This window comes from Arthrobacter sp. G.S.26 (genome assembly GCF_050847375.1).
Classification (GTDB): Bacteria; Actinomycetota; Actinomycetes; order Actinomycetales; family Micrococcaceae; genus Arthrobacter.
The window spans coordinates 502597-519226 of the sequence record NZ_CP193752.1 but is presented as its reverse complement, the minus strand read 5'-3'; the positions used below and the strand labels follow the sequence as shown (position 1 = coordinate 519226).

Below are 16630 nucleotides of genomic sequence, written 5' to 3'. Positions count from 1 at the left end.
GCACCAGCACGCTGCGCCCCCGGCGCGTTTTGTTATATGCCGGCGCGGAACAGTTCCTGGCGTTGGCGTCCCAGGCCTTCCACTTCGACTTCAACCACGTCGCCCGGCTGGAGGTAGGGAAAGCGGCCGCTGAGCGCCACGCCTTCCGGGGTTCCGGTGAGGATGACGTCCCCGGGTTCCAGCCGCATGTACTGGCTGCAGTGGTGCACCAGCGTTGCGGCGTCAAAGATCAGTTCCGCCGTTGACGAGTCCTGGCGGGGTTCCCCGTTCACCCAGCTGCGCAGCTGCAGGGTGCCGCCGTCCGTATCAGCCGCCGGGACCAGCCAGGGGCCCAGGGGTGTGCTGCCGGGAAGCGACTTGCCCTTGGTCCACTGGCCGGCCTCGCCGGGCAGTTGGTACTCACGCTCCGACAGGTCGTTGGCAGTGACGTAGCCGGCGATGCAGGCGGCAGCTTCCGCCGTGCCGGCCAGGTAGCTGGCCTCCCTGCCGATCACAATGCCCAGTTCCACCTCCCAATCGAATTTTCCGGAGCGGGGCGGGACTGGCGTTGGATCGAACGGGCCTGCGACAGTGTTGCTGGGCTTGAGGAAGACCACCGGGATCTCCGGTGGAGCGGACCCGGACTCTGCGGCATGGGCGGCATAGTTCATTCCGATTCCCACCACTGATCCGGGCCGGGCCACGGGGGCGCCGACGCGCAGCGTTTCCGCGCCGTCGAGGACGGGCAGGGTGCCGGCCGCCACGGCTGCCCGGACCTGCTCCATCCCGCCGCCGGCCAGGAAGGCACCGTCCACGTCTGCAGTCAGCGGCAACAGGCTGAAGTACTGTGGCGGGGCGTCCCCATCGGTCACCATCACGGCGGGCTGTTCGCTGCCGATCTTGCCCAGGCGCATGATTTTCATCGGGATTCTCCTTCGGTCCGGTGGCTCAGCGGGATGCTTCCATGGTTGCTTATGGCACCATCCGGCCGCCAACGAAGCAGATTGTGACCAGCCCCTCATCACCGGCTGACCTGCGGCGGCAAGGCTTCCCGGCGGGAAATTCACCTGTCTGGTAGGCAGTCATCTGACATATTTGCTGTCCGGACGGTAGAATGGGAGTTGCCCTGAGGCACGAAACACAGAAAGTTCACTCATGACTGCAGCCACCCTCGAACGACTTCCCGCCACCACCGGCCCCGCCGGAACGGGGCCGGTCACGTCCATCGACCTGGAATTCTCCCGCGCCCTCGACGTCCACGCCGGACTGGAAGAGGCCGTCGCCGGGCTGATCGAAGGGCCAGCCCAGGAGGCCGGCTGCGGCATCCTGGTGACCCGCCTGCACCCGGGCCGCTACACCGTGGCACTGGACGAGTCGGTGCCCTTCGGCGAAACCTACGAGGCCATCGCCGCGTAAGCTGCCAGCGGCCGCTTGACTGCCGTCGCTTCCGCGCCACAAAAAATCCCCGCCCTGCCGATGCAGTGCGGGGATTTCCGGTTCCCGGAAGAACAGGCTGGGGATGGTTGTCAGGTCCGCCGGACCTGGACACCGTCCGATTTCAGGAAGAGTGGCTTCTCAGCCGGGCCCGCCGCGACGAGCCAGAGGACGTTTCCGCTTTGGGAAACCTCTTCCACCTCCCCGGCAGCCACCAGTTGAGCATGTTTGATGATTTCTACGTGATCCCCAACCCGGAGGTTCTTCCAGTTGGAAATTTCGGCGGAATGGGCGCCGCGCCTTGATAGGACTGCCCCGCGTGCTTTCATGTGAACTTCTACCCCTTTGTATACGTTCTGCGCCACAGCTTCGTTGATGTGACTTTCACTACACCTTCAGTTCTACTACACTCAGCGCCGCCACCGCGCCACGACGGGCGGATATTCCGCCTGTCGGACGCTTCGGCCGGGAACACGAAAGATTCTTCGGCGCTACGCCAGCGCGCCGACGGCGGATTCGGCAGCCCGCAGCACTTCGCTACTGGCCACCAGACGGTCCGCCGCTTCCAGTTCCGGCGAGAGGAAACGGTCCGATCCCGGCCCCTCCACAACGGCACGCAGCACGGCCAGCACCGCTGTCCCGGCGGGCCCCGGGGTCAGGACACCGCCGGAGAGCTGGGTACGGATGTCCAGTGCCCGGGCGGAGGTCACCAGTTCGATGGCGAGGACCCGCCGCAGGTTCTCCACCGCTTTGCGGAGCTTGCGGGCCGCGTGCCAGCCCATGGACACGTGGTCTTCCTGCATCGCAGAGCTGGGGATGGAATCCACGGACGCCGGGACGGCCAGCCGCTTGTTCTCGGACACCAGCCCGGCCTGCGTGTACTGGGCAATCATCAGGCCGGAGTCCACGCCGGGATCGGCAGCCAGAAACGCGGGAAGCCCGTGGGACCGGGCCGGATCCAGCATCCTGTCCGTGCGCCGCTCAGCCATGGAGCCCAGGTCCGCGACGGCGATGGCCAGGTAATCCAGGACGTACGCCACCGGAGCGCCGTGGAAGTTTCCGTTGGAGCTGACCTCGCCGTCCGGCAGGACCACGGGGTTGTCGATCGCGGCGGCCAGCTCACGGGACGCCACCAGTTCGGCGTGCGTCACAGTGTCCCGGACGGCCCCTGCCACCTGCGGCGCGCAACGCAGCGAGTAGGCGTCCTGGACCCGGGTGTCCCCCACGCGGTGGGAGGCGACGATCGGCGAACCGGACAGGACCCGCAGCATGTTTCCCGCACTGTCGGCCTGCCCCGGATGCGGACGCAACGCGCCGTGCAGTTCGGGACGGAACACCTGGTCGGTTCCCAGCAGCGCCTCGACGCTGAGCGCGGCGGTGATGTCCGCCGTCGTCAGCAGGTGCCGGATGTCCGCGATGGCCATCAGCAGCATGCCCAGCATTCCCTCGGTGCCGTTGACCAGCGCCAGCCCCTCCTTTTCGGCGAGGACCACCGGCTCGATGCCGTGGGCTGCCAACAGCGCCGCAACCGGTTCCTCGCCGCGCCCGCCGTAACGGACGCCGTCGGGCCCTTCCGCTTCGCCTTCACCCATCAGCACCAGGGCGCAGTGCGACAGCGGGGCGAGGTCGCCCGAGCAGCCCAGCGAGCCGAATTCGCGGACCACCGGCGTGATACCGGCGTTCAGGACCGCCACCATTGCCTGCAGCACCAGGGGCCTGACGCCGGTGCGGCCTGAGGCGAGCGTCTTGGCGCGGAGGAACATGATGCCCCGGACCACTTCGCGCTCGACGGCGGGGCCCATCCCGGCGGCGTGCGAGCGGATGAGGCTTTTCTGCAGCTGCGTGCGCAGTTCGTTCGGGATATGCCGGTTGGCCAGGGCCCCGAAGCCGGTGGAAATGCCGTACGCGGGGACGTCGCTGGCTGCCAGGCTGTCGATGTGGGCGCGGACCCGGGCAACCTCGTCCAGGGCGTCCTGGGCGATGATCACTTTGGCGCCGTGGCGCGCGACGGCGACAACGTCCTCGGGCGTGACGCCGCTGGAGCCGAGGGTAACGGTGCGGGGTGTGTGGGTGGTGACGGTCATGGTTCCTACTTCGGTGGTTCCTCCCAACTGACTCGCAGTTGTTGTCGTTTTGGGGGCTCAAAACGACAACAAGTGCGAGTCAGTTGGGGTGGGGCGGGCGTGGGGAGGGTGGGCTAGCGGGTTTCGTTCATGGGGATGCGGACGCCGCGTTCGCCTGCGACTTCCAATGCCCGGTCGTAACCGGCGTCGGCGTGGCGGATCACTCCCATCCCGGGATCGTTGGTCAGGAGCCGCTCGAGTTTCTGCGCAGCAAGATCCGTGCCGTCCGCGACGGACACCTGGCCGGCATGGATGGACCTGCCGATGCCCACTCCCCCGCCGTGGTGCAGCGAAACCCAGGTGGCGCCGGAGGCGGTGTTGAGCAGGGCGTTGAGCATGGGCCAGTCGGCGATCGCGTCTGAGCCGTCTGCCATGGCTTCGGTCTCGCGGTAGGGGGAAGCCACCGAACCGGAGTCCAGGTGGTCGCGGCCGATCACGATGGGCGCCTTGACCTTTCCATCCCTGACCAACTGGTTGAACAGCAGCCCGGCCTTGGCGCGGTCGCCGTAACCCAGCCAGCAAATACGGGCGGGCAGGCCTTCGAATTCGACGCGCTCCTGCGCGGCATCGAGCCAGCGGTGCAAATGTTTGTTGTCCGGGAAGAGTTCCTTGATGGCCCGGTCCGTGACGGCAATATCCTCCGGATCGCCGGAAAGGGCCACCCAGCGGAACGGGCCGAGGCCCTCGCAGAACAGCGGCCGGATGTAGGCGGGCACAAATCCGGGGAACTCGAAGGCGCGGGCGCAGCCGCCCTTGCGGGCTTCGTCGCGGATGGAGTTTCCGTAGTCGAAGACTTCGGCGCCAGCATCCTGGAAGTCCACCATGGCCTGGACGTGGCGGGCCATGGACGCCTGGGACTTCTTGGTGAACCCGTCCGGATCCGCCTCGGCTTCGCGGTGCCACTCTTCGACGGAAACGCCTTCGGGCAGGTAGCTCAGCGGATCATGGGCGGAGGTCTGGTCGGTGACGATGTCCACTGTCAGTTCGCCGGCGTTGTGGCGGCGCAGGATCTCCGGGAAAACTTCGGCGGCGTTGCCCACGTAGCCCACAGACCAACCGCGGCGCTCCGCTTTCGCTTTCTGCACCTTGGCGATGGCGGCGTCGAGATCCGTTTCCACCTCGTCCAGGTAGCGCTTCCCGGCGCGTCGGCGGAGGCGGGATTCGTCGACGTCGACAATCAGGCAGGCGCCGTCGTTCAGGGTGACGGCGAGCGGCTGGGCGCCGCCCATGCCGCCGCAGCCGCCGGTCAGGGTCAGGGTGCCGGCGAGCGTGCCGTTCTCGTCACCGGTGAGCTTGCGGGCGATCGCCGCGAAGGTTTCGAAGGTGCCCTGCAGGATGCCCTGGGTGCCTATGTAGATCCAGGACCCGGCCGTCATCTGGCCGTACATCATCAGGCCCTCGGCCTCGAGCCGGCGGAACTCGGGCCAGTTGGCCCAGTCGCCCACCAGGTTGGAGTTGGCCAGCAGCACACGTGGTGCCCATTCGTTGGTGCGGAAGACACCTACGGGCTTGCCGGACTGGACCAGGAGGGTTTCATCCGCTTCCATGGTTTCCAGGGTGCGGGTGATCGCGTCGAACGCGGCCCAGGAGCGGACTGCCCGGCCGGTCCCGCCGTAGACCACCAAGTCATCGGGGCGCTCGGCAACCTCGGGGTCCAGGTTGTTCATCAGCATGCGCAGCGGCGCTTCGGTCTGCCAGGATTTGGCAGTGAGCGTGGTGCCCCGGGCGGCTTTGACCGGGCGGGCACCGGTGGTGAAATCGGCGGGTGCCATGGTGGCTCCTTTTTGTCTGCATAGCGGATTGTCCTGTATCCACTAAAGCCCCTGGCTCGGCCCGGCGACAGGACTTTTGCAGGGGTCCTGTCCGGCATTCCAGACAACCCCGCCCCGCCCCCAAACCAGGTAGCAGTTGTTGTCGTTTAGAGCCCCCAAAACGACAACAACTGCGAGTCAGTTGGGAAGGGGGGCACGCAGGCGGCCGCCCACCGCAGGCAGGGCGGGGTCAGGCCGTCGGCCGGCCGTGGATGCGGACCGAGAGGTCGTCCGCGGCCTTCTGCACCCGCGCAGCGAGAACGGGCCAGTCAGCCGACGGCAGCTTGTCCTCGAGGAAAGTGACCGCAACCGCGGCGGTGGGCCAGCCCAGGTGGTCCGTGACGGCGGCGGCGATGGACCCGAACCCAGGCGTTACTTCGCCGTGTTCGGTGGCGTAGCCGCGCTGCCTGACCTGGTCCAGGTGCGAGGACAACGCCGAGTACTTCATGATGGCGCCGGGCACCTCATGCCGGGCAGAGAAGGCAGCAGCATTCGGGTACAGGGCCCTGACCTGGGATTTCGGCAGCGCAGCCAGGATGGCCCGGCCGCTGGCGGTGAGGTGGCTGGGGAGCCTGACACCCACGTCGGTGACAAGCGACGGCCGGTTTTTGGCACGCTCCTCCACGATATACAGCACGTCCCGGCCGTGCAGCACGGCCAGGTGCGCACTCTCGCCCAGCACATCCACCAGCGCGGCTAGCAGGGGCCTGCCCAGCCGGGACAACGGCTCCTGCCGCGAGTACGCGGAGCTCAGTTCGAAGGCGCTGATGCCCAGCCCGTACCGCTGTTCCTCGTGCAGGTGGAGCACAAAGCCGTTCGCCTCCATCACGCCCAGCAGATGGTAGACACTGGAGCGCGGCAACCCCAGCGAGGACGCGATCTGCGATGCCGCCATGGGCCCGCGCCGGGACGCCAGCAGCTTCAGGATCCGCAACGTATTTTCGGCGGCGGGCACTTTGGACGGAACCCTGCCATCCGCCGCGGGGGCAGGGCTGGTGCTGGGTGCTGCAGTCATGGGCGAAATCGATCCTTTGGTTGCGCGTGTCCGGTATCCCGTACCCAAGCATGGCCCCGTACCGGCCGCTGCGGCAGGCCGCCGGGACAAGCCGGTGTCTGGAATACCGGATGAATCGGCGTACGACGGCGGCACGGAAGTACCGCCGTCGGGTCACCCTAACCGTGGACCGGTTCCTCCACCAGGGCGGTGGCGATGCTGGCGGCGTCATCGAGGGCAGCGAGGAACCGCTCGGCATCGAGCGCGGCGGCGCAGCCGGTGCCGGCGGCGGTGATCGCCTGCCGGTACCGGTGGTCCACGGCGTCGCCGCAGGCGAACACGCCGGAAAGGTTGGTGACGGTGGTAGGGGCGTCCACCCGGATGTAGCCGTCTTCATCGAGGTCCACCTGGCCGGCCACAAGCTCGGTGCGCGGCAGGTGACCGATGGCCACAAAAATGCCGGTGGCGGACTGTTCCCTGGTTTCGGCGGTCCGGGTGTCCTGCAGCGTCACGCCGGTGACCTTACCGTCGCCGTGGATGGCGGTGATGGCCGAGTGCCAGGCGAAGCTGATCTTGGGGTTGTCCTTGGCCCGCTGCGCCATGATGCGGGAGGCCCGCAGCTCACCCTTGCGGACCACCACCGTCACGGTCCTGGCGAAGCGGGTCAGGAACGTGGCTTCTTCCATGGCCGAGTCGCCGCCACCCACCACCACGATGTCCTGTTCCCGGAAGAAGAACCCGTCGCAGGTGGCACACCAGGAGACGCCGTGTCCGCTGAGCTTCTTCTCCTCGGGCAGGCCCAGCTCCTTGTATGCGGAGCCGGTGGCCAGGATAACGGCGGTCGCCTGGTGGGTTTCCCCGGCGCCGGTGACCACTGTCTTCAGCCGGCCGGCCAGGCTGACTTCCGTGACGTCGTCGAACACTACCGTGGCGCCGAACTTCTCCGCCTGTTCCTGCAGTCCATCCATCAGTTCCGGGCCCTGGATGCCACCCGGGAAGCCAGGGAAGTTTTCCACCTCAGTGGTGTTCATGAGGGCGCCGCCCGCGGTGACGGAACCGGCCAGCACCAGCGGCGCGAGGCCGGCGCGGGCCGCGTAAATCGCCGCCGTGTAGCCGGCCGGGCCGGAGCCGATGATGATGAGCTGCCGGGGCTGGCGGTCCTGGCTGCTGGGGGTATCCACGCTCATGTTCGGTTCCTTCGGATTGACGGTGGGCGGCGGAGCGCAGGATGCCGTAGGCGGGCTGCGCGCGGGGCAGGCTGCACCGCTTGATGCCTACCAGTGCACCAAGACCGGCCCCAGGGATCAAGTCCCGGACGCCCGGCAACGGAAAATGCCCGGCGCCCCAAGGGGAACCGGGCATCCTCCGCGCTGCGGCAGAAGCGGTCAGTTGCTGGCAGCGGCCGTCCGGAGTGCCTCCGAAAGGGAGGTGGTGGGGCGGCCGATGAGGCGGGCAAGATCGCCGGAGCTGACCAGGAGGTCTCCCCTGGCGATGCCCAGGTCCGAGTCCGCCAGGATGTCGGCGAAGGGGGCGGGGACGCCGACGCCCACCAGGATTCCTGCGTAGTCCTCGGCGGGAAGATCGGTGTAGGTGATCTCCTGGCCGGTGGCTGCGGTGATTTCCGCGGCCAGGTCAGCCATGGAGAAGGCGTGGTCGCCGCCCAGTTCGTAGACCTTGCCTGCCTGGTCGCCGGCCACCAGGACGGCCGCCGCGGCGTGGGCGTAATCCGCCCGCGCGGCTCCGCTGACCTTGCCGTCACCCGCACTGCCGGCCAGGGCGCCCTGGGCCAGGGTGCCGGGAAGCTGTTCGGTGTAGTTTTCCAGGTACCAGCCGTTGCGCAGCAGGACAAACGGGACGCCGGATTCGCGGAGCAGGGTTTCGGTGGCCTGGTGCTCGCCGGCCAGTTTCATGCCGGTGGTGTCCGCGTTGGCAATGCTGGTGTAGGCCAGCAGTTCCACGCCCGCTGCCTTGGCGGCCTCAATGACGGTTCGGTGCTGTTCCACACGCTGGCCCACTTCGCTGCCGGAGATGAGCAGGACACGGCTGGCTCCTTCGAGGGCAGCAGCCACCGAGGCCGCGTCCGCGTAATCCATGGCCCGGACCCGGACGCCCCGGGCGGCGAAATCGGCCAGCTTGCCGGTGTCCCGTCCGGTGGCTACGATCCCTGCAGCGGGGACCCCGCGCTCCAGCAATGCTGCGATGACGTTGCGGCCCAGCTGTCCGGTGGCTCCGGTAACAACAATGCTCATGATGAATCCTTTCGGGAATTATTACGGTGTCGCAGGGCATAACCTGCAGCGGACCGGATTACTTCCGGAAAGAGAGTACGCACTTTGAGGTAAGGTACTGACCTCAAAGTAAGCTGGGGTCATGGAAGCATCAACATTGCCGGCTCCGCTGCCCGCCAGCTTCACCTATGGCGTGTTCCCGGCCGCTTGTCCCAGCCGCACCCTGCTGGACCACGTGACCAGCAAATGGGGTGTCCTGATCCTGGTGTCGCTGTCCGAGGGAGAACAGCGGTGGAGTGAACTGCGCCGGCGGGCGGAGGGGATCAGCGAAAAAATGCTGGCCCAGACGCTCAAAACCCTGGAACGCGACGGACTGGTGCGGCGCACCGCCCAGCCCATCATTCCCCCGCGCGTGGACTACAGCCTCACGGACCGCGGCTATGAACTGAGCGGGCACCTGATCCCGCTGGTTGGCTGGGCGTTCACCAACGCCGAGGAAATCATCAACGGCGGCGCACCGGCGGGGGCGGATGCCGTTGCCAGCGCCGGGGCGCAGTCCAAGTAGTGCCGCCCCCAGCCCGGTCCGGTCCTCAGCGGGCGGACCAGCCGCCGTCCATGGTGTAGCTGGCCCCGGTGACCATGCCAGCGTGGTCGGAGGCCAGCCAGGCCGCCAGGGACGCCACTTCAGCAGGCTCCACCAGCCGCTTCACGGCGGACTCGGTGAGCATCACCTTGGCCAGCACCTCGGATTCGGGGATGCCGTGCAGGTGGGCCTGGTCCGCCAGTTGTTTCTCCACCAGGGGCGTACGCACGTAACCGGGGTTGATGCAGTTGGACGTGACGCCCCGTTCGCCGCCCTCCAGTGCCGTCACCTTGCTCAGGCCTTCCAGCCCGTGCTTCGCGGAGACATAGGCGCTCTTGAACGGCGAGGCCCGCAGTCCGTGCACCGAGGACAGGTTGATGATGCGGCCGAAACCGTTGGCGTACATGTGCGGGAGCGCGGCCCGGATCAGCAGGAACGGCGCCTCCAGCATCAGCGCGAGGATCCGCCGGAACTCCAGCGGGTCAAACTCCTCGATGGGGCTGACCCGCTGGATTCCTGCATTGTTGACCAGGATGTCGCAGTCCAGGCTGAGGGTGGCGAGGGCGTCGACGTCGAGCAGGTCCACGGCCCAGGAGGTGCCGCCCACCTCATCGGCGAGCGCGGCAGCCCCGGCGGCGTCGACGTCGGCCACCACCACCTTGGCGCCCCGGGCGGCGAGTTCCCGCACGCAGGCGGCGCCGATGCCGCTGGCACCGCCGGTGACCAGCGCCTTGCGTCCGTTCAAAGTGCTTTCCATACCCATCCCTGCTCCCAACCTGGCCTTGTCCTTCGGCTGTACCACCGGCTCCTGCACCTCAGCGGGTCCGGGCCGGAATGAGTCCTTCGCGGGCGGCGTCGGCCTTGTCCACGTCCTCCAGGGCGATGCCCTTGGTTTCCTTCAGGCTGAGCACTGCCACGGCGGTAATGGCGCAGGCCACCACCAGGTACAGGGCGGTGGGAAGCCAGGAACCGGTGTCCTTGAGCCACTGGGTTGCCAGCAGCGGGGCCAGCGAACCGGCGAAGATGGACGTGACCTGGGAGCCCAGCGAGACGCCGGAGTACCGCATCCGGGTGGGGAACAGCTCAGCCATGATGGCGGGCTGTCCGGCGTACATAAACGCGTGCAGGACCAGGCCGATGGTTACCGCGGCCACAATCACCACGGCGTTGCGGGTGTCGAACATGGGGAAGGCGAAGAACGGCCAGGTGGCGCCGGCGATGGCACCAAACAGGTAAACGGGCTTGCGGCCTACATTGTCCACCAGGCGGCCCACCTGGGGGATCACCAGGAAGTGGATCACGTGGGCGATCAGCAGGGCGAGCAGCAGCGAGGAGGTGTCGTACTTGTGCACAGTCTTGAGGTAGACGATCGCGAAGCTCACCACCAGGTAGTACATGATGTTTTCCGCGAACCGGAGGCCCATGGCCTGCAGGATGCCCTTCGGGTATTTGCGGACCACCTCGAAGACGCCGTAGCTGACGGCCTGCTCCTTCTCCACAAGCGCCTTGGCTTCGAGGAAGATCGGTGCCTCGGTCACGTGGGTGCGGATGTAATAGCCCACAAACACGATCACGGCGGAGAGCCAGAACGCCACCCGCCAGCCCCAGCCGAGGAAGGCCTCCGGACTGAGGGTGGAGGACATCACAAACAGCACCAGGGTGGCCAGCAGGTTGCCCACGGGGACGGCCGCCTGCGGCCAGCTGGACCAGAAACCGCGCGACTTGTTGGGGCTGTGTTCAGCCACCAGCAGGACGGCGCCGCCCCATTCGCCGCCGAGCGCGAAGCCCTGGATGAAGCGCAGGGCCACCAGCAGGGCGGGTGCCATGTAACCGATCTCGGCGAAGCCCGGCAGGCAGCCCATCAGGAACGTGGCCACGCCAACAATTACAATGGTCAGCTGCAGCGTGGGTTTGCGGCCCAGCTTGTCGCCGATCTGGCCAAACACAATGCCGCCCAGGGGCCGGGCAACGAAGCCCACCGCATAGGTGATGAACGCCTGGATGATCCCGTCCAGCTCGTTGCCGGTGGCGGGGAAGAAGTACTTCCCGAACACCAGGGTGGCGGCGGTGGCGTAGAGGAAAAACTCGTACCACTCCACCACCGTCCCCACCATCGAGGCGGCGACGATCTTCTTAAGTCCGGACCCCTTGCCTGCGGGTCCTGCGGCGTTGTCCGCCGGGCGTTGTCCTACGCTCATGGGTTTCTCCTTGGTGTCCACGGTGACACGTGCTGTGATGGCCAGCACAAATGGCTTCCTTGAGTATTGCTGCACAAACTTGCACGGACAATGCCCAATCCGGCACCTGCTGTGTGCACAATTGCAGATATGAAGGCGAACCCGGATGACCTGCTGGTGCTGCTTGCGGTGTCCCGCTCAGCGAAATTTACGACGGCGGCACAGGCGTTGGGGTTGAACCACACCACAGTCTCGCGCAGGATCGCCGCGCTGGAGAAGTCCCTGGGCGGCCGGGTCCTGGCCCGGGCATCGGGCGGCTGGGAGCTGACCGAGCTGGGCGCGAAGGCGGTCCGCGCGGCCGAGCAGGTGGAGGCTGTACTGGGCACGCTGGGAGCCGACGGCGCGGCACCGGACCCGGTTGCCGGCGTCGTCCGGATGACCGCGACGGATGGCTTCAGCGCCTACATCGCCGCGCCGGCAGTAGCCGGGCTGCGGCGGGATCATCCGGGGCTCAGCGTGGAGGTGGTGACCATGACCCGACGGGCGCTGCAGCAGCGTTCCGGGCTGGACATCGAGGTGGTGGTGGGCGAGCCGCAGGTGCACCGGGCCGAGGCCATCCGGCTGGGCGACTACATGCTGGGGATGTATGCGTCCAGGACGTACCTGGCCGAGCATGGCACCCCGGACAGCATGGCCGGGCTCAGCGGTCACCCGCTGGTGTACTTCGTGGATTCAATGCTGCAGGTGGACAGCCTGGACGCGCCCCGCCGGCTGGTGCCGGACATGCGCGACGGGCTGACGTCCACCAACGTGTTTGTCCACGTTGAAGCGACGCGCGCCGGGGCCGGGATCGGTTTCCTGCCGTGCTTTATGGGCGACCTGCACAATGACCTGGTCCGGCTGCTGCCCGATGAGATCGGCGAGCTGCTCCCCTACTGGATGGTGCTCCGGCCGGACTCCATGCGGCGCCCCGCCGTGACCGCCGTGGTGCAGGCGCTGCGGGGCCGGATGGCGGAGCACCGGGAGAAGCTGCTGGGCCGCTGAAACGGTAACTACGTGGGCCCACGCCCGCCGGGTTCCCTGGCCGAGCTTTCGAGGTCAGGGTGCGGGTGGTGTGGGCCCACGCCCGCCGGGTTCCCTGGCCGGGCTTGCGAGGTCAGGGTGCGGGTGGTGTGGGCCCACGCCCGCCGGGTTCCCTGGCCGAGCTTGCGAGGTCAGGGTGCGGGTGGGGAGGATCGGAGCGGACGGGGGCGCCGGCGGCAAAGGCCCGCACCTGCGCGTCGTCCCACAGGTGTGCCGGCACGGCACCGCCGAGCAGCCGGCGGACCAGCCGCGGATCGTCGGCGAAAGGGATATCGCTGCCGGCCATCACCATGTTGCCGTAGCGGCGGCCCTTGAGCATGGCGGGATCGGCGATGATCGCGGTATAGGCAAAGGTGGCCGCGATGGTGGCCGCGTCCTCCCGGGCGTTCTTCAGATCCGGGGCGTCGCCTGAATTCACTACGTACATACCGCCGGGCGCCAGCACGCGGGCAGCATGCCGGTTGAATTCGGCGGTGGTCAGCGGCCTCGGGGTCAGGGCCCCGGCGAAGACGTCCCTGATGATGAAGTCACGGGTGTCGGCGGTGAGCGTTTCGGTGACCTCGCGGGCCTCCCCAACCCGCAGCCGCAGCAGGGGCGCCTTGGGCAGGTCGAACCAGCCGCGCACGTATTCGGCCAGTTTCCCGTCCAGCTCCACCACCACCTGGCGGGCATCCGGGTAGGCCGCGGCGAAGTACCGCGCCATGGAGCAGGCGCCGCCGCCCAGGTGCAGGCCCCGGATCCGGCCCGGCTGGCCTGCCCCGGAAGAAGCGTCCGACGGCGGCCAGCGGGACTCGATGAGCGCGGCCATCCAGCGCATGTATTCGAAGTCCAGGAACAGCGGGTCGGCCAGGTCGATGTGCGAGCTCATGACCCCGTTGATCTTCAGGAGCCAGCCGGTGGAGTTGTCCTGGTCGGCGATGAGTTCGCAGTCCCCGGTGTCGACGTAGTACACGCCTTCCACCGGACCATCGGGCCGCGTGCCCTTGGGGATCTCCACCACACCTGCTGCCGGCCTGCTGCCCCGGCCGCCCGCCCGTCCGCGTTTCGCCATTACCCGCCCCGCACTTCATTCATGCTTCAACCCTAGTGTGCAGTTCCCGGCCGGAAAGTTGGCGGCCTGCGGGCCGCCGGCAGGTACGGCAAACGCGACGTGCCCGGGACCGCATTCGGCTGCATCTGTTGTCCGGCCCGCCGTCACCGGTTGGTTGCCGCGCCCTCCCCATCCCGGATCCGGTTGACAACGGCAGTGGTGGACCGCTCCGCGACGTAGTCCAGGATGGCCACCCGGCCGCCGTACTCCTCCACGGCGGGTGTTTCCGCCAGCATCTCAGGGGTGTAGTCGCCGCCCTTGGCGTACACCTCAGGCCGCAGGTGCCGGATCAGCGGCGCCGCCGTGGGGGTGTCGAAGACCGTCACGTAATCCACACAGCTCAGGGCGGCCACCACCGCGGCCCTGTCCGCAACGTTGTTGATGGGCCGGCCGGGGCCTTTGAGCCCACGCACGGAATCGTCGCTGTTGAGCGCCACCACCAGCACGTCACCGAGCTGCCTGGCCTGGGACAGGTAACGGGTGTGGCCGCTGTGCAGGACGTCGAAGCAGCCGTTGGTCAGCACAATCCGCTGCCCCTCAGCCCGGTGCAGCTCCATCTGGCGGAGCAGTTCGTCAGCGCCCAGCGCCGTGTCGGCAAACGCCCGCAGGTACCGGCTGAGCTGCCCCGTACTGCAGACGGAGGTGCCCGGCTGATGGACCACCACGTCCGCCGCCGCCTGGGCAAGGTCCAGGCCGGCTGCCAGCGGCAGGCCACCGGCGATCGCCAGCGTCAGCGCCGCCACAAACGTATCCCCCGCCCCTGAAGCCTGCTTTTCGGCGGCGGGCCGTGCCCAGGTCCGGTGAGCCATGCCGCCCGGACCCAGCAGGACAGTCCCGTCGCGGTCCAGCGTGACCACCACGGCCCGGGATCCGGTGGCAGCCAGCAGCGCCGGCGCCGCCGCCACCACCGCGTCCACCCGCTCCGGCCCTTCGGGCAGCCGGCAGCCCAGCAACCGGGCCGCTTCCTGGGCGTTGGGCGTCACCAGGTCCGGCCCAAGCTGCGCCCAGGGCCGGGGATCGTGGGAATCCACCACCACCAGCGGGCGCCCCGGGCCGCCAGCGGCTGGCCCCGGGCCGGTTCCGCCCAGGACAGCCAGCAGCGCAGCCCGCACGGGTTCCGCAAGCACTCCGGTCCCGTAATCACAGACCAGCACGGCGCTGCGGCGGCCGACGGCGTCCCGCACCGAAGCGGCCAGCGCGGCCAGTGCATCGGGCGGCACGGCCGTGGCTGAGTCATCCATCCGCAACAGCACCTGGCCGCCGCTGCTGATCCGGATTTTGGTGGTGGTGACCATGTCCGGGTGCGACTGCAGGTACCGGACGTCGATTCCTGCGGCCACCAGTTTGTCCCGTAGCTCCACCCCCGCGGCGTCCGTGCCGATGATGCCGGCAACGGCCACCCTGGCGCCGAGCGCCGCCAGGTTCATGGCGGTGTTGGCCGCGCCGCCCGGGGCAGCCCCGCGGGAGTTGATGTCCACCACGGGCGCAGGAGCCTCGCGGCACATCCGCTCGATGCTGCCGGTCCACCAGCCGTCCAGCATCACGTCGCCAATCACCAGCACGGCCGGCTGGTCCGCGGCCAGCCGGCCAGGCAGCCAGTCGGCAAGGGCCTGCTGGTTGGCGAGGTCCACCTGCCCCGGCTCCGCATCCTCCGCCGCGGGATTCATACCTTTTCCTCAGCGTTTCCGCTGGGTGCCGGCGGCGCAGCGATGTGGACCACTTTGACCTGGCTGAACTCGTCCAGCAGCTCCGGCCCGTAGCCAAACCCGTGCCCGCTCCCGCCCCGGGGCTGCGCCGCGCCACCGGGTGCCCCGCCAAACACCGCGTTGATCTTCACCGTTCCCACCGGCAGGTCCGCCACGGCCTGCTGGATGTGCGCCACCGAGTTGGTCAGGACTGTGGCTGCGAGGCCAAACCGGCCGCTGCACGCGAGGCGGAGGCCGTCGTCGAACGTGTCCACCACCTGCACCGGCGCTACGGGGCCAAACGTCTCCTCCGCCATCACGGCCATGGCCTCCGTGCAGCCGAGCAGCACCGTGGCCGGGTAAAACGACCCGGGACCGGCGGGCACGGCGCCGCCTTCCGCCGCCCGGGCACCGTGGTCCAGGGCGTCGGCGACCTGGGCATGGACAGCCTCCCGCAACCGCCGGTCCACCAGGGGCGCCACCGAACCGTTGGCGTTCCGCAGGGCAGCCTCCGCTTCGAGCGCGGCGCAGAACCTTTCAGCAATGTCAGCGTGGACGTAGATCCGTTCCACGGCCGTGCAGATCTGGCCGCTGTTGCTGAAAGCGCCGACGGCGGCCTGCCCGGCGGCCCAGGCCGGGTCCACGTCGCGATCCACCAGCAGCGGATCGTTGCCGCCGTTCTCCCGGATCACGTGGGCGCCGGCGCGGGCCCCGATCACGGCGATGCCGGCGCCCGCCGCGCTGGAACCGACGTGGGCCAGCACATCCACCCCGGACCCTGTGAGGAGCCGCCCCACCCCGGCGCCACCGGAAACGGTGGCGAGCACTCCGGCCGGGAAGGCCGGTGCCAGCACTTCACCGAGGGCCTCCCCCAGCCGGGGGCAGCGTTCGCTGGGCTTGTGGATGACGGTGTTGCCGGACATCAGTGCGGCCCCGATCAGTCCACAGGACACAGCCACCGGATCGTTCCACGGCGTGAGCAGGACGGCCACGCCGCGCGGTTCCGCCACTGTGTAGTCGCTGGCGAGCCTGTCACCGCGGAGGCTGTGGCCGCGGTGCACGGGACCCAGCTCGGCGTACTGCTCCAGCGTGGACACCCCGGCGGCGATCCCGGCGAGGGCCTCGTCAATGGGCCTGCCGGTTTCACTGGCATTGAGCCCTGCCAATTCGGCGGCGGCCTCAGCCAGGGCTGCTGCCGCGGCGCGGACAGCTGCCCCGCGTGCTGCCGGGGCTGTTGCTGCCCAGCCCGCGGCAGCACCCCGGGCCACGTGGACGGCGTGGTGCACCGCCTCCGGGGGCTTTTCCGGTACCGTCCACAGGGTTTCCCCGGTGCGCGGGTTGATGATGGTGATCCCGGCGCTGACGGCCGGTTCGTGATGGTCAAGGGTTTCGGTGGCAGCGGTAGGCATGTTTGGCTCCTGTGGGTTCGGTCCCGGCTGATCC

General features: G+C 68.5%; 15 protein-coding genes. 3 read left to right on the top strand and 12 right to left on the bottom strand.

Features of this window, described 5'->3' with window-relative positions:
- Window positions 1–32: 32 nt before the first annotated feature.
- Window positions 33–902, bottom strand: a complete 870-nt coding sequence (locus tag ACRB8A_RS02485) for a fumarylacetoacetate hydrolase family protein (protein WP_432245512.1) — start codon at window positions 900–902, stop codon at window positions 33–35.
- A gap of 232 nt (window positions 903–1134) precedes the next feature.
- Here ACRB8A_RS02485 and ACRB8A_RS02480 point away from each other — a divergent pair, with 232 nt between their 5' ends.
- Window positions 1135–1395, top strand: coding sequence for a hypothetical protein (locus ACRB8A_RS02480; protein WP_197273542.1), 261 nt, complete (start codon window positions 1135–1137; stop codon window positions 1393–1395).
- A 110-nt stretch (window positions 1396–1505) separates the two neighbouring features.
- Here ACRB8A_RS02480 and ACRB8A_RS02475 read toward each other — a convergent pair whose 3' ends face one another.
- The 6 genes from ACRB8A_RS02475 to ACRB8A_RS02450 form a co-directional block, all read right to left on the bottom strand.
- Window positions 1506–1742: a hypothetical protein gene (locus tag ACRB8A_RS02475; protein WP_056599954.1), complete on the bottom strand. Its 237-nt coding sequence runs from the start codon at window positions 1740–1742 to the stop codon at window positions 1506–1508.
- Window positions 1743–1904: 162 nt separating this feature from the next.
- Window positions 1905–3497: a histidine ammonia-lyase gene (hutH, locus tag ACRB8A_RS02470; protein WP_432245511.1), complete on the bottom strand. Its 1593-nt coding sequence runs from the start codon at window positions 3495–3497 to the stop codon at window positions 1905–1907.
- 113 nt (window positions 3498–3610) lie between these two features.
- Window positions 3611–5308: a urocanate hydratase gene (hutU, locus tag ACRB8A_RS02465; RefSeq protein ID WP_432245510.1), complete on the bottom strand. Its 1698-nt coding sequence runs from the start codon at window positions 5306–5308 to the stop codon at window positions 3611–3613.
- Window positions 5309–5537: 229 nt separating this feature from the next.
- Window positions 5538–6362: an IclR family transcriptional regulator gene (locus ACRB8A_RS02460; RefSeq protein ID WP_432245509.1), complete on the bottom strand. Its 825-nt coding sequence runs from the start codon at window positions 6360–6362 to the stop codon at window positions 5538–5540.
- Between the two features lie 158 nt (window positions 6363–6520).
- Window positions 6521–7528, bottom strand: a complete 1008-nt coding sequence (trxB, locus tag ACRB8A_RS02455) for a thioredoxin-disulfide reductase (protein ID WP_432245508.1) — start codon at window positions 7526–7528, stop codon at window positions 6521–6523.
- 198 nt (window positions 7529–7726) lie between these two features.
- Window positions 7727–8590 carry an SDR family oxidoreductase gene (locus ACRB8A_RS02450; RefSeq protein WP_432245507.1) on the bottom strand — a complete coding sequence of 288 codons (864 nt, stop codon included), beginning with the start codon at window positions 8588–8590 and terminating at the stop codon, window positions 7727–7729.
- Window positions 8591–8711: 121 nt separating this feature from the next.
- Between ACRB8A_RS02450 and ACRB8A_RS02445 the strand changes: the two genes are divergently transcribed.
- Window positions 8712–9134 carry a winged helix-turn-helix transcriptional regulator gene (locus ACRB8A_RS02445; protein WP_050684976.1) on the top strand — a complete coding sequence of 141 codons (423 nt, stop codon included), beginning with the start codon at window positions 8712–8714 and terminating at the stop codon, window positions 9132–9134.
- 25 nt (window positions 9135–9159) lie between these two features.
- On the opposite strand, the gene ACRB8A_RS02440 is transcribed toward ACRB8A_RS02445, so the two are convergent.
- Window positions 9160–9909, bottom strand: coding sequence for a 3-hydroxybutyrate dehydrogenase (locus tag ACRB8A_RS02440; RefSeq protein ID WP_050684997.1), 750 nt, complete (start codon window positions 9907–9909; stop codon window positions 9160–9162).
- Between the two features lie 58 nt (window positions 9910–9967).
- Entirely contained in the window at window positions 9968–11350 is a 1383-nt protein-coding gene (locus ACRB8A_RS02435) for an MFS transporter (protein ID WP_432245506.1), read from the bottom strand.
- 129 nt (window positions 11351–11479) lie between these two features.
- Here ACRB8A_RS02435 and ACRB8A_RS02430 point away from each other — a divergent pair, with 129 nt between their 5' ends.
- Window positions 11480–12373 carry a LysR family transcriptional regulator gene (locus tag ACRB8A_RS02430; protein ID WP_432245505.1) on the top strand — a complete coding sequence of 298 codons (894 nt, stop codon included), beginning with the start codon at window positions 11480–11482 and terminating at the stop codon, window positions 12371–12373.
- A gap of 112 nt (window positions 12374–12485) precedes the next feature.
- Here the strand turns inward: ACRB8A_RS02430 and ACRB8A_RS02425 are convergent, their stop codons facing one another.
- The 3 genes from ACRB8A_RS02425 to ACRB8A_RS02415 form a co-directional block, all read right to left on the bottom strand.
- Window positions 12486–13463, bottom strand: a complete 978-nt coding sequence (locus ACRB8A_RS02425) for a spermidine synthase (RefSeq protein WP_432245504.1) — start codon at window positions 13461–13463, stop codon at window positions 12486–12488.
- Between the two features lie 143 nt (window positions 13464–13606).
- Window positions 13607–15169, bottom strand: a complete 1563-nt coding sequence (gene rfaE2 / locus ACRB8A_RS02420; protein WP_432245503.1) for a D-glycero-beta-D-manno-heptose 1-phosphate adenylyltransferase — start codon at window positions 15167–15169, stop codon at window positions 13607–13609.
- A complete protein-coding gene (locus tag ACRB8A_RS02415) occupies window positions 15166–16596 on the bottom strand; it encodes an aldehyde dehydrogenase family protein (RefSeq protein ID WP_432245502.1) in 1431 nt (476 codons plus the stop codon). The genes rfaE2 and ACRB8A_RS02415 overlap by 4 nt, the downstream gene beginning before the upstream one ends.
- Between the last annotated feature and the right edge of the window lie 34 nt (window positions 16597–16630).

Coding starts and splice junctions, on each gene's coding strand:
- trxB (WP_432245508.1), bottom strand. CDS start 7,528: ATGAGCGTGGATACCCCCAGCAGCCAGGACCGCCAGCCCCGGCAGCTC.
- ACRB8A_RS02480 (WP_197273542.1), top strand. CDS start 1,135: ATGACTGCAGCCACCCTCGAACGACTTCCCGCCACCACCGGCCCCGCC.
- ACRB8A_RS02485 (WP_432245512.1), bottom strand. CDS start 902: ATGAAAATCATGCGCCTGGGCAAGATCGGCAGCGAACAGCCCGCCGTG.
- rfaE2 (WP_432245503.1), bottom strand. CDS start 15,169: ATGAATCCCGCGGCGGAGGATGCGGAGCCGGGGCAGGTGGACCTCGCC.
- ACRB8A_RS02430 (WP_432245505.1), top strand. CDS start 11,480: ATGAAGGCGAACCCGGATGACCTGCTGGTGCTGCTTGCGGTGTCCCGC.
- hutH (WP_432245511.1), bottom strand. CDS start 3,497: ATGACCGTCACCACCCACACACCCCGCACCGTTACCCTCGGCTCCAGC.
- ACRB8A_RS02450 (WP_432245507.1), bottom strand. CDS start 8,590: ATGAGCATTGTTGTTACCGGAGCCACCGGACAGCTGGGCCGCAACGTC.
- ACRB8A_RS02425 (WP_432245504.1), bottom strand. CDS start 13,463: ATGGCGAAACGCGGACGGGCGGGCGGCCGGGGCAGCAGGCCGGCAGCA.
- hutU (WP_432245510.1), bottom strand. CDS start 5,308: ATGGCACCCGCCGATTTCACCACCGGTGCCCGCCCGGTCAAAGCCGCC.
- ACRB8A_RS02435 (WP_432245506.1), bottom strand. CDS start 11,350: ATGAGCGTAGGACAACGCCCGGCGGACAACGCCGCAGGACCCGCAGGC.
- ACRB8A_RS02440 (WP_050684997.1), bottom strand. CDS start 9,909: ATGGAAAGCACTTTGAACGGACGCAAGGCGCTGGTCACCGGCGGTGCC.
- ACRB8A_RS02445 (WP_050684976.1), top strand. CDS start 8,712: ATGGAAGCATCAACATTGCCGGCTCCGCTGCCCGCCAGCTTCACCTAT.
- ACRB8A_RS02475 (WP_056599954.1), bottom strand. CDS start 1,742: ATGAAAGCACGCGGGGCAGTCCTATCAAGGCGCGGCGCCCATTCCGCC.
- ACRB8A_RS02415 (WP_432245502.1), bottom strand. CDS start 16,596: ATGCCTACCGCTGCCACCGAAACCCTTGACCATCACGAACCGGCCGTC.
- ACRB8A_RS02460 (WP_432245509.1), bottom strand. CDS start 6,362: ATGACTGCAGCACCCAGCACCAGCCCTGCCCCCGCGGCGGATGGCAGG.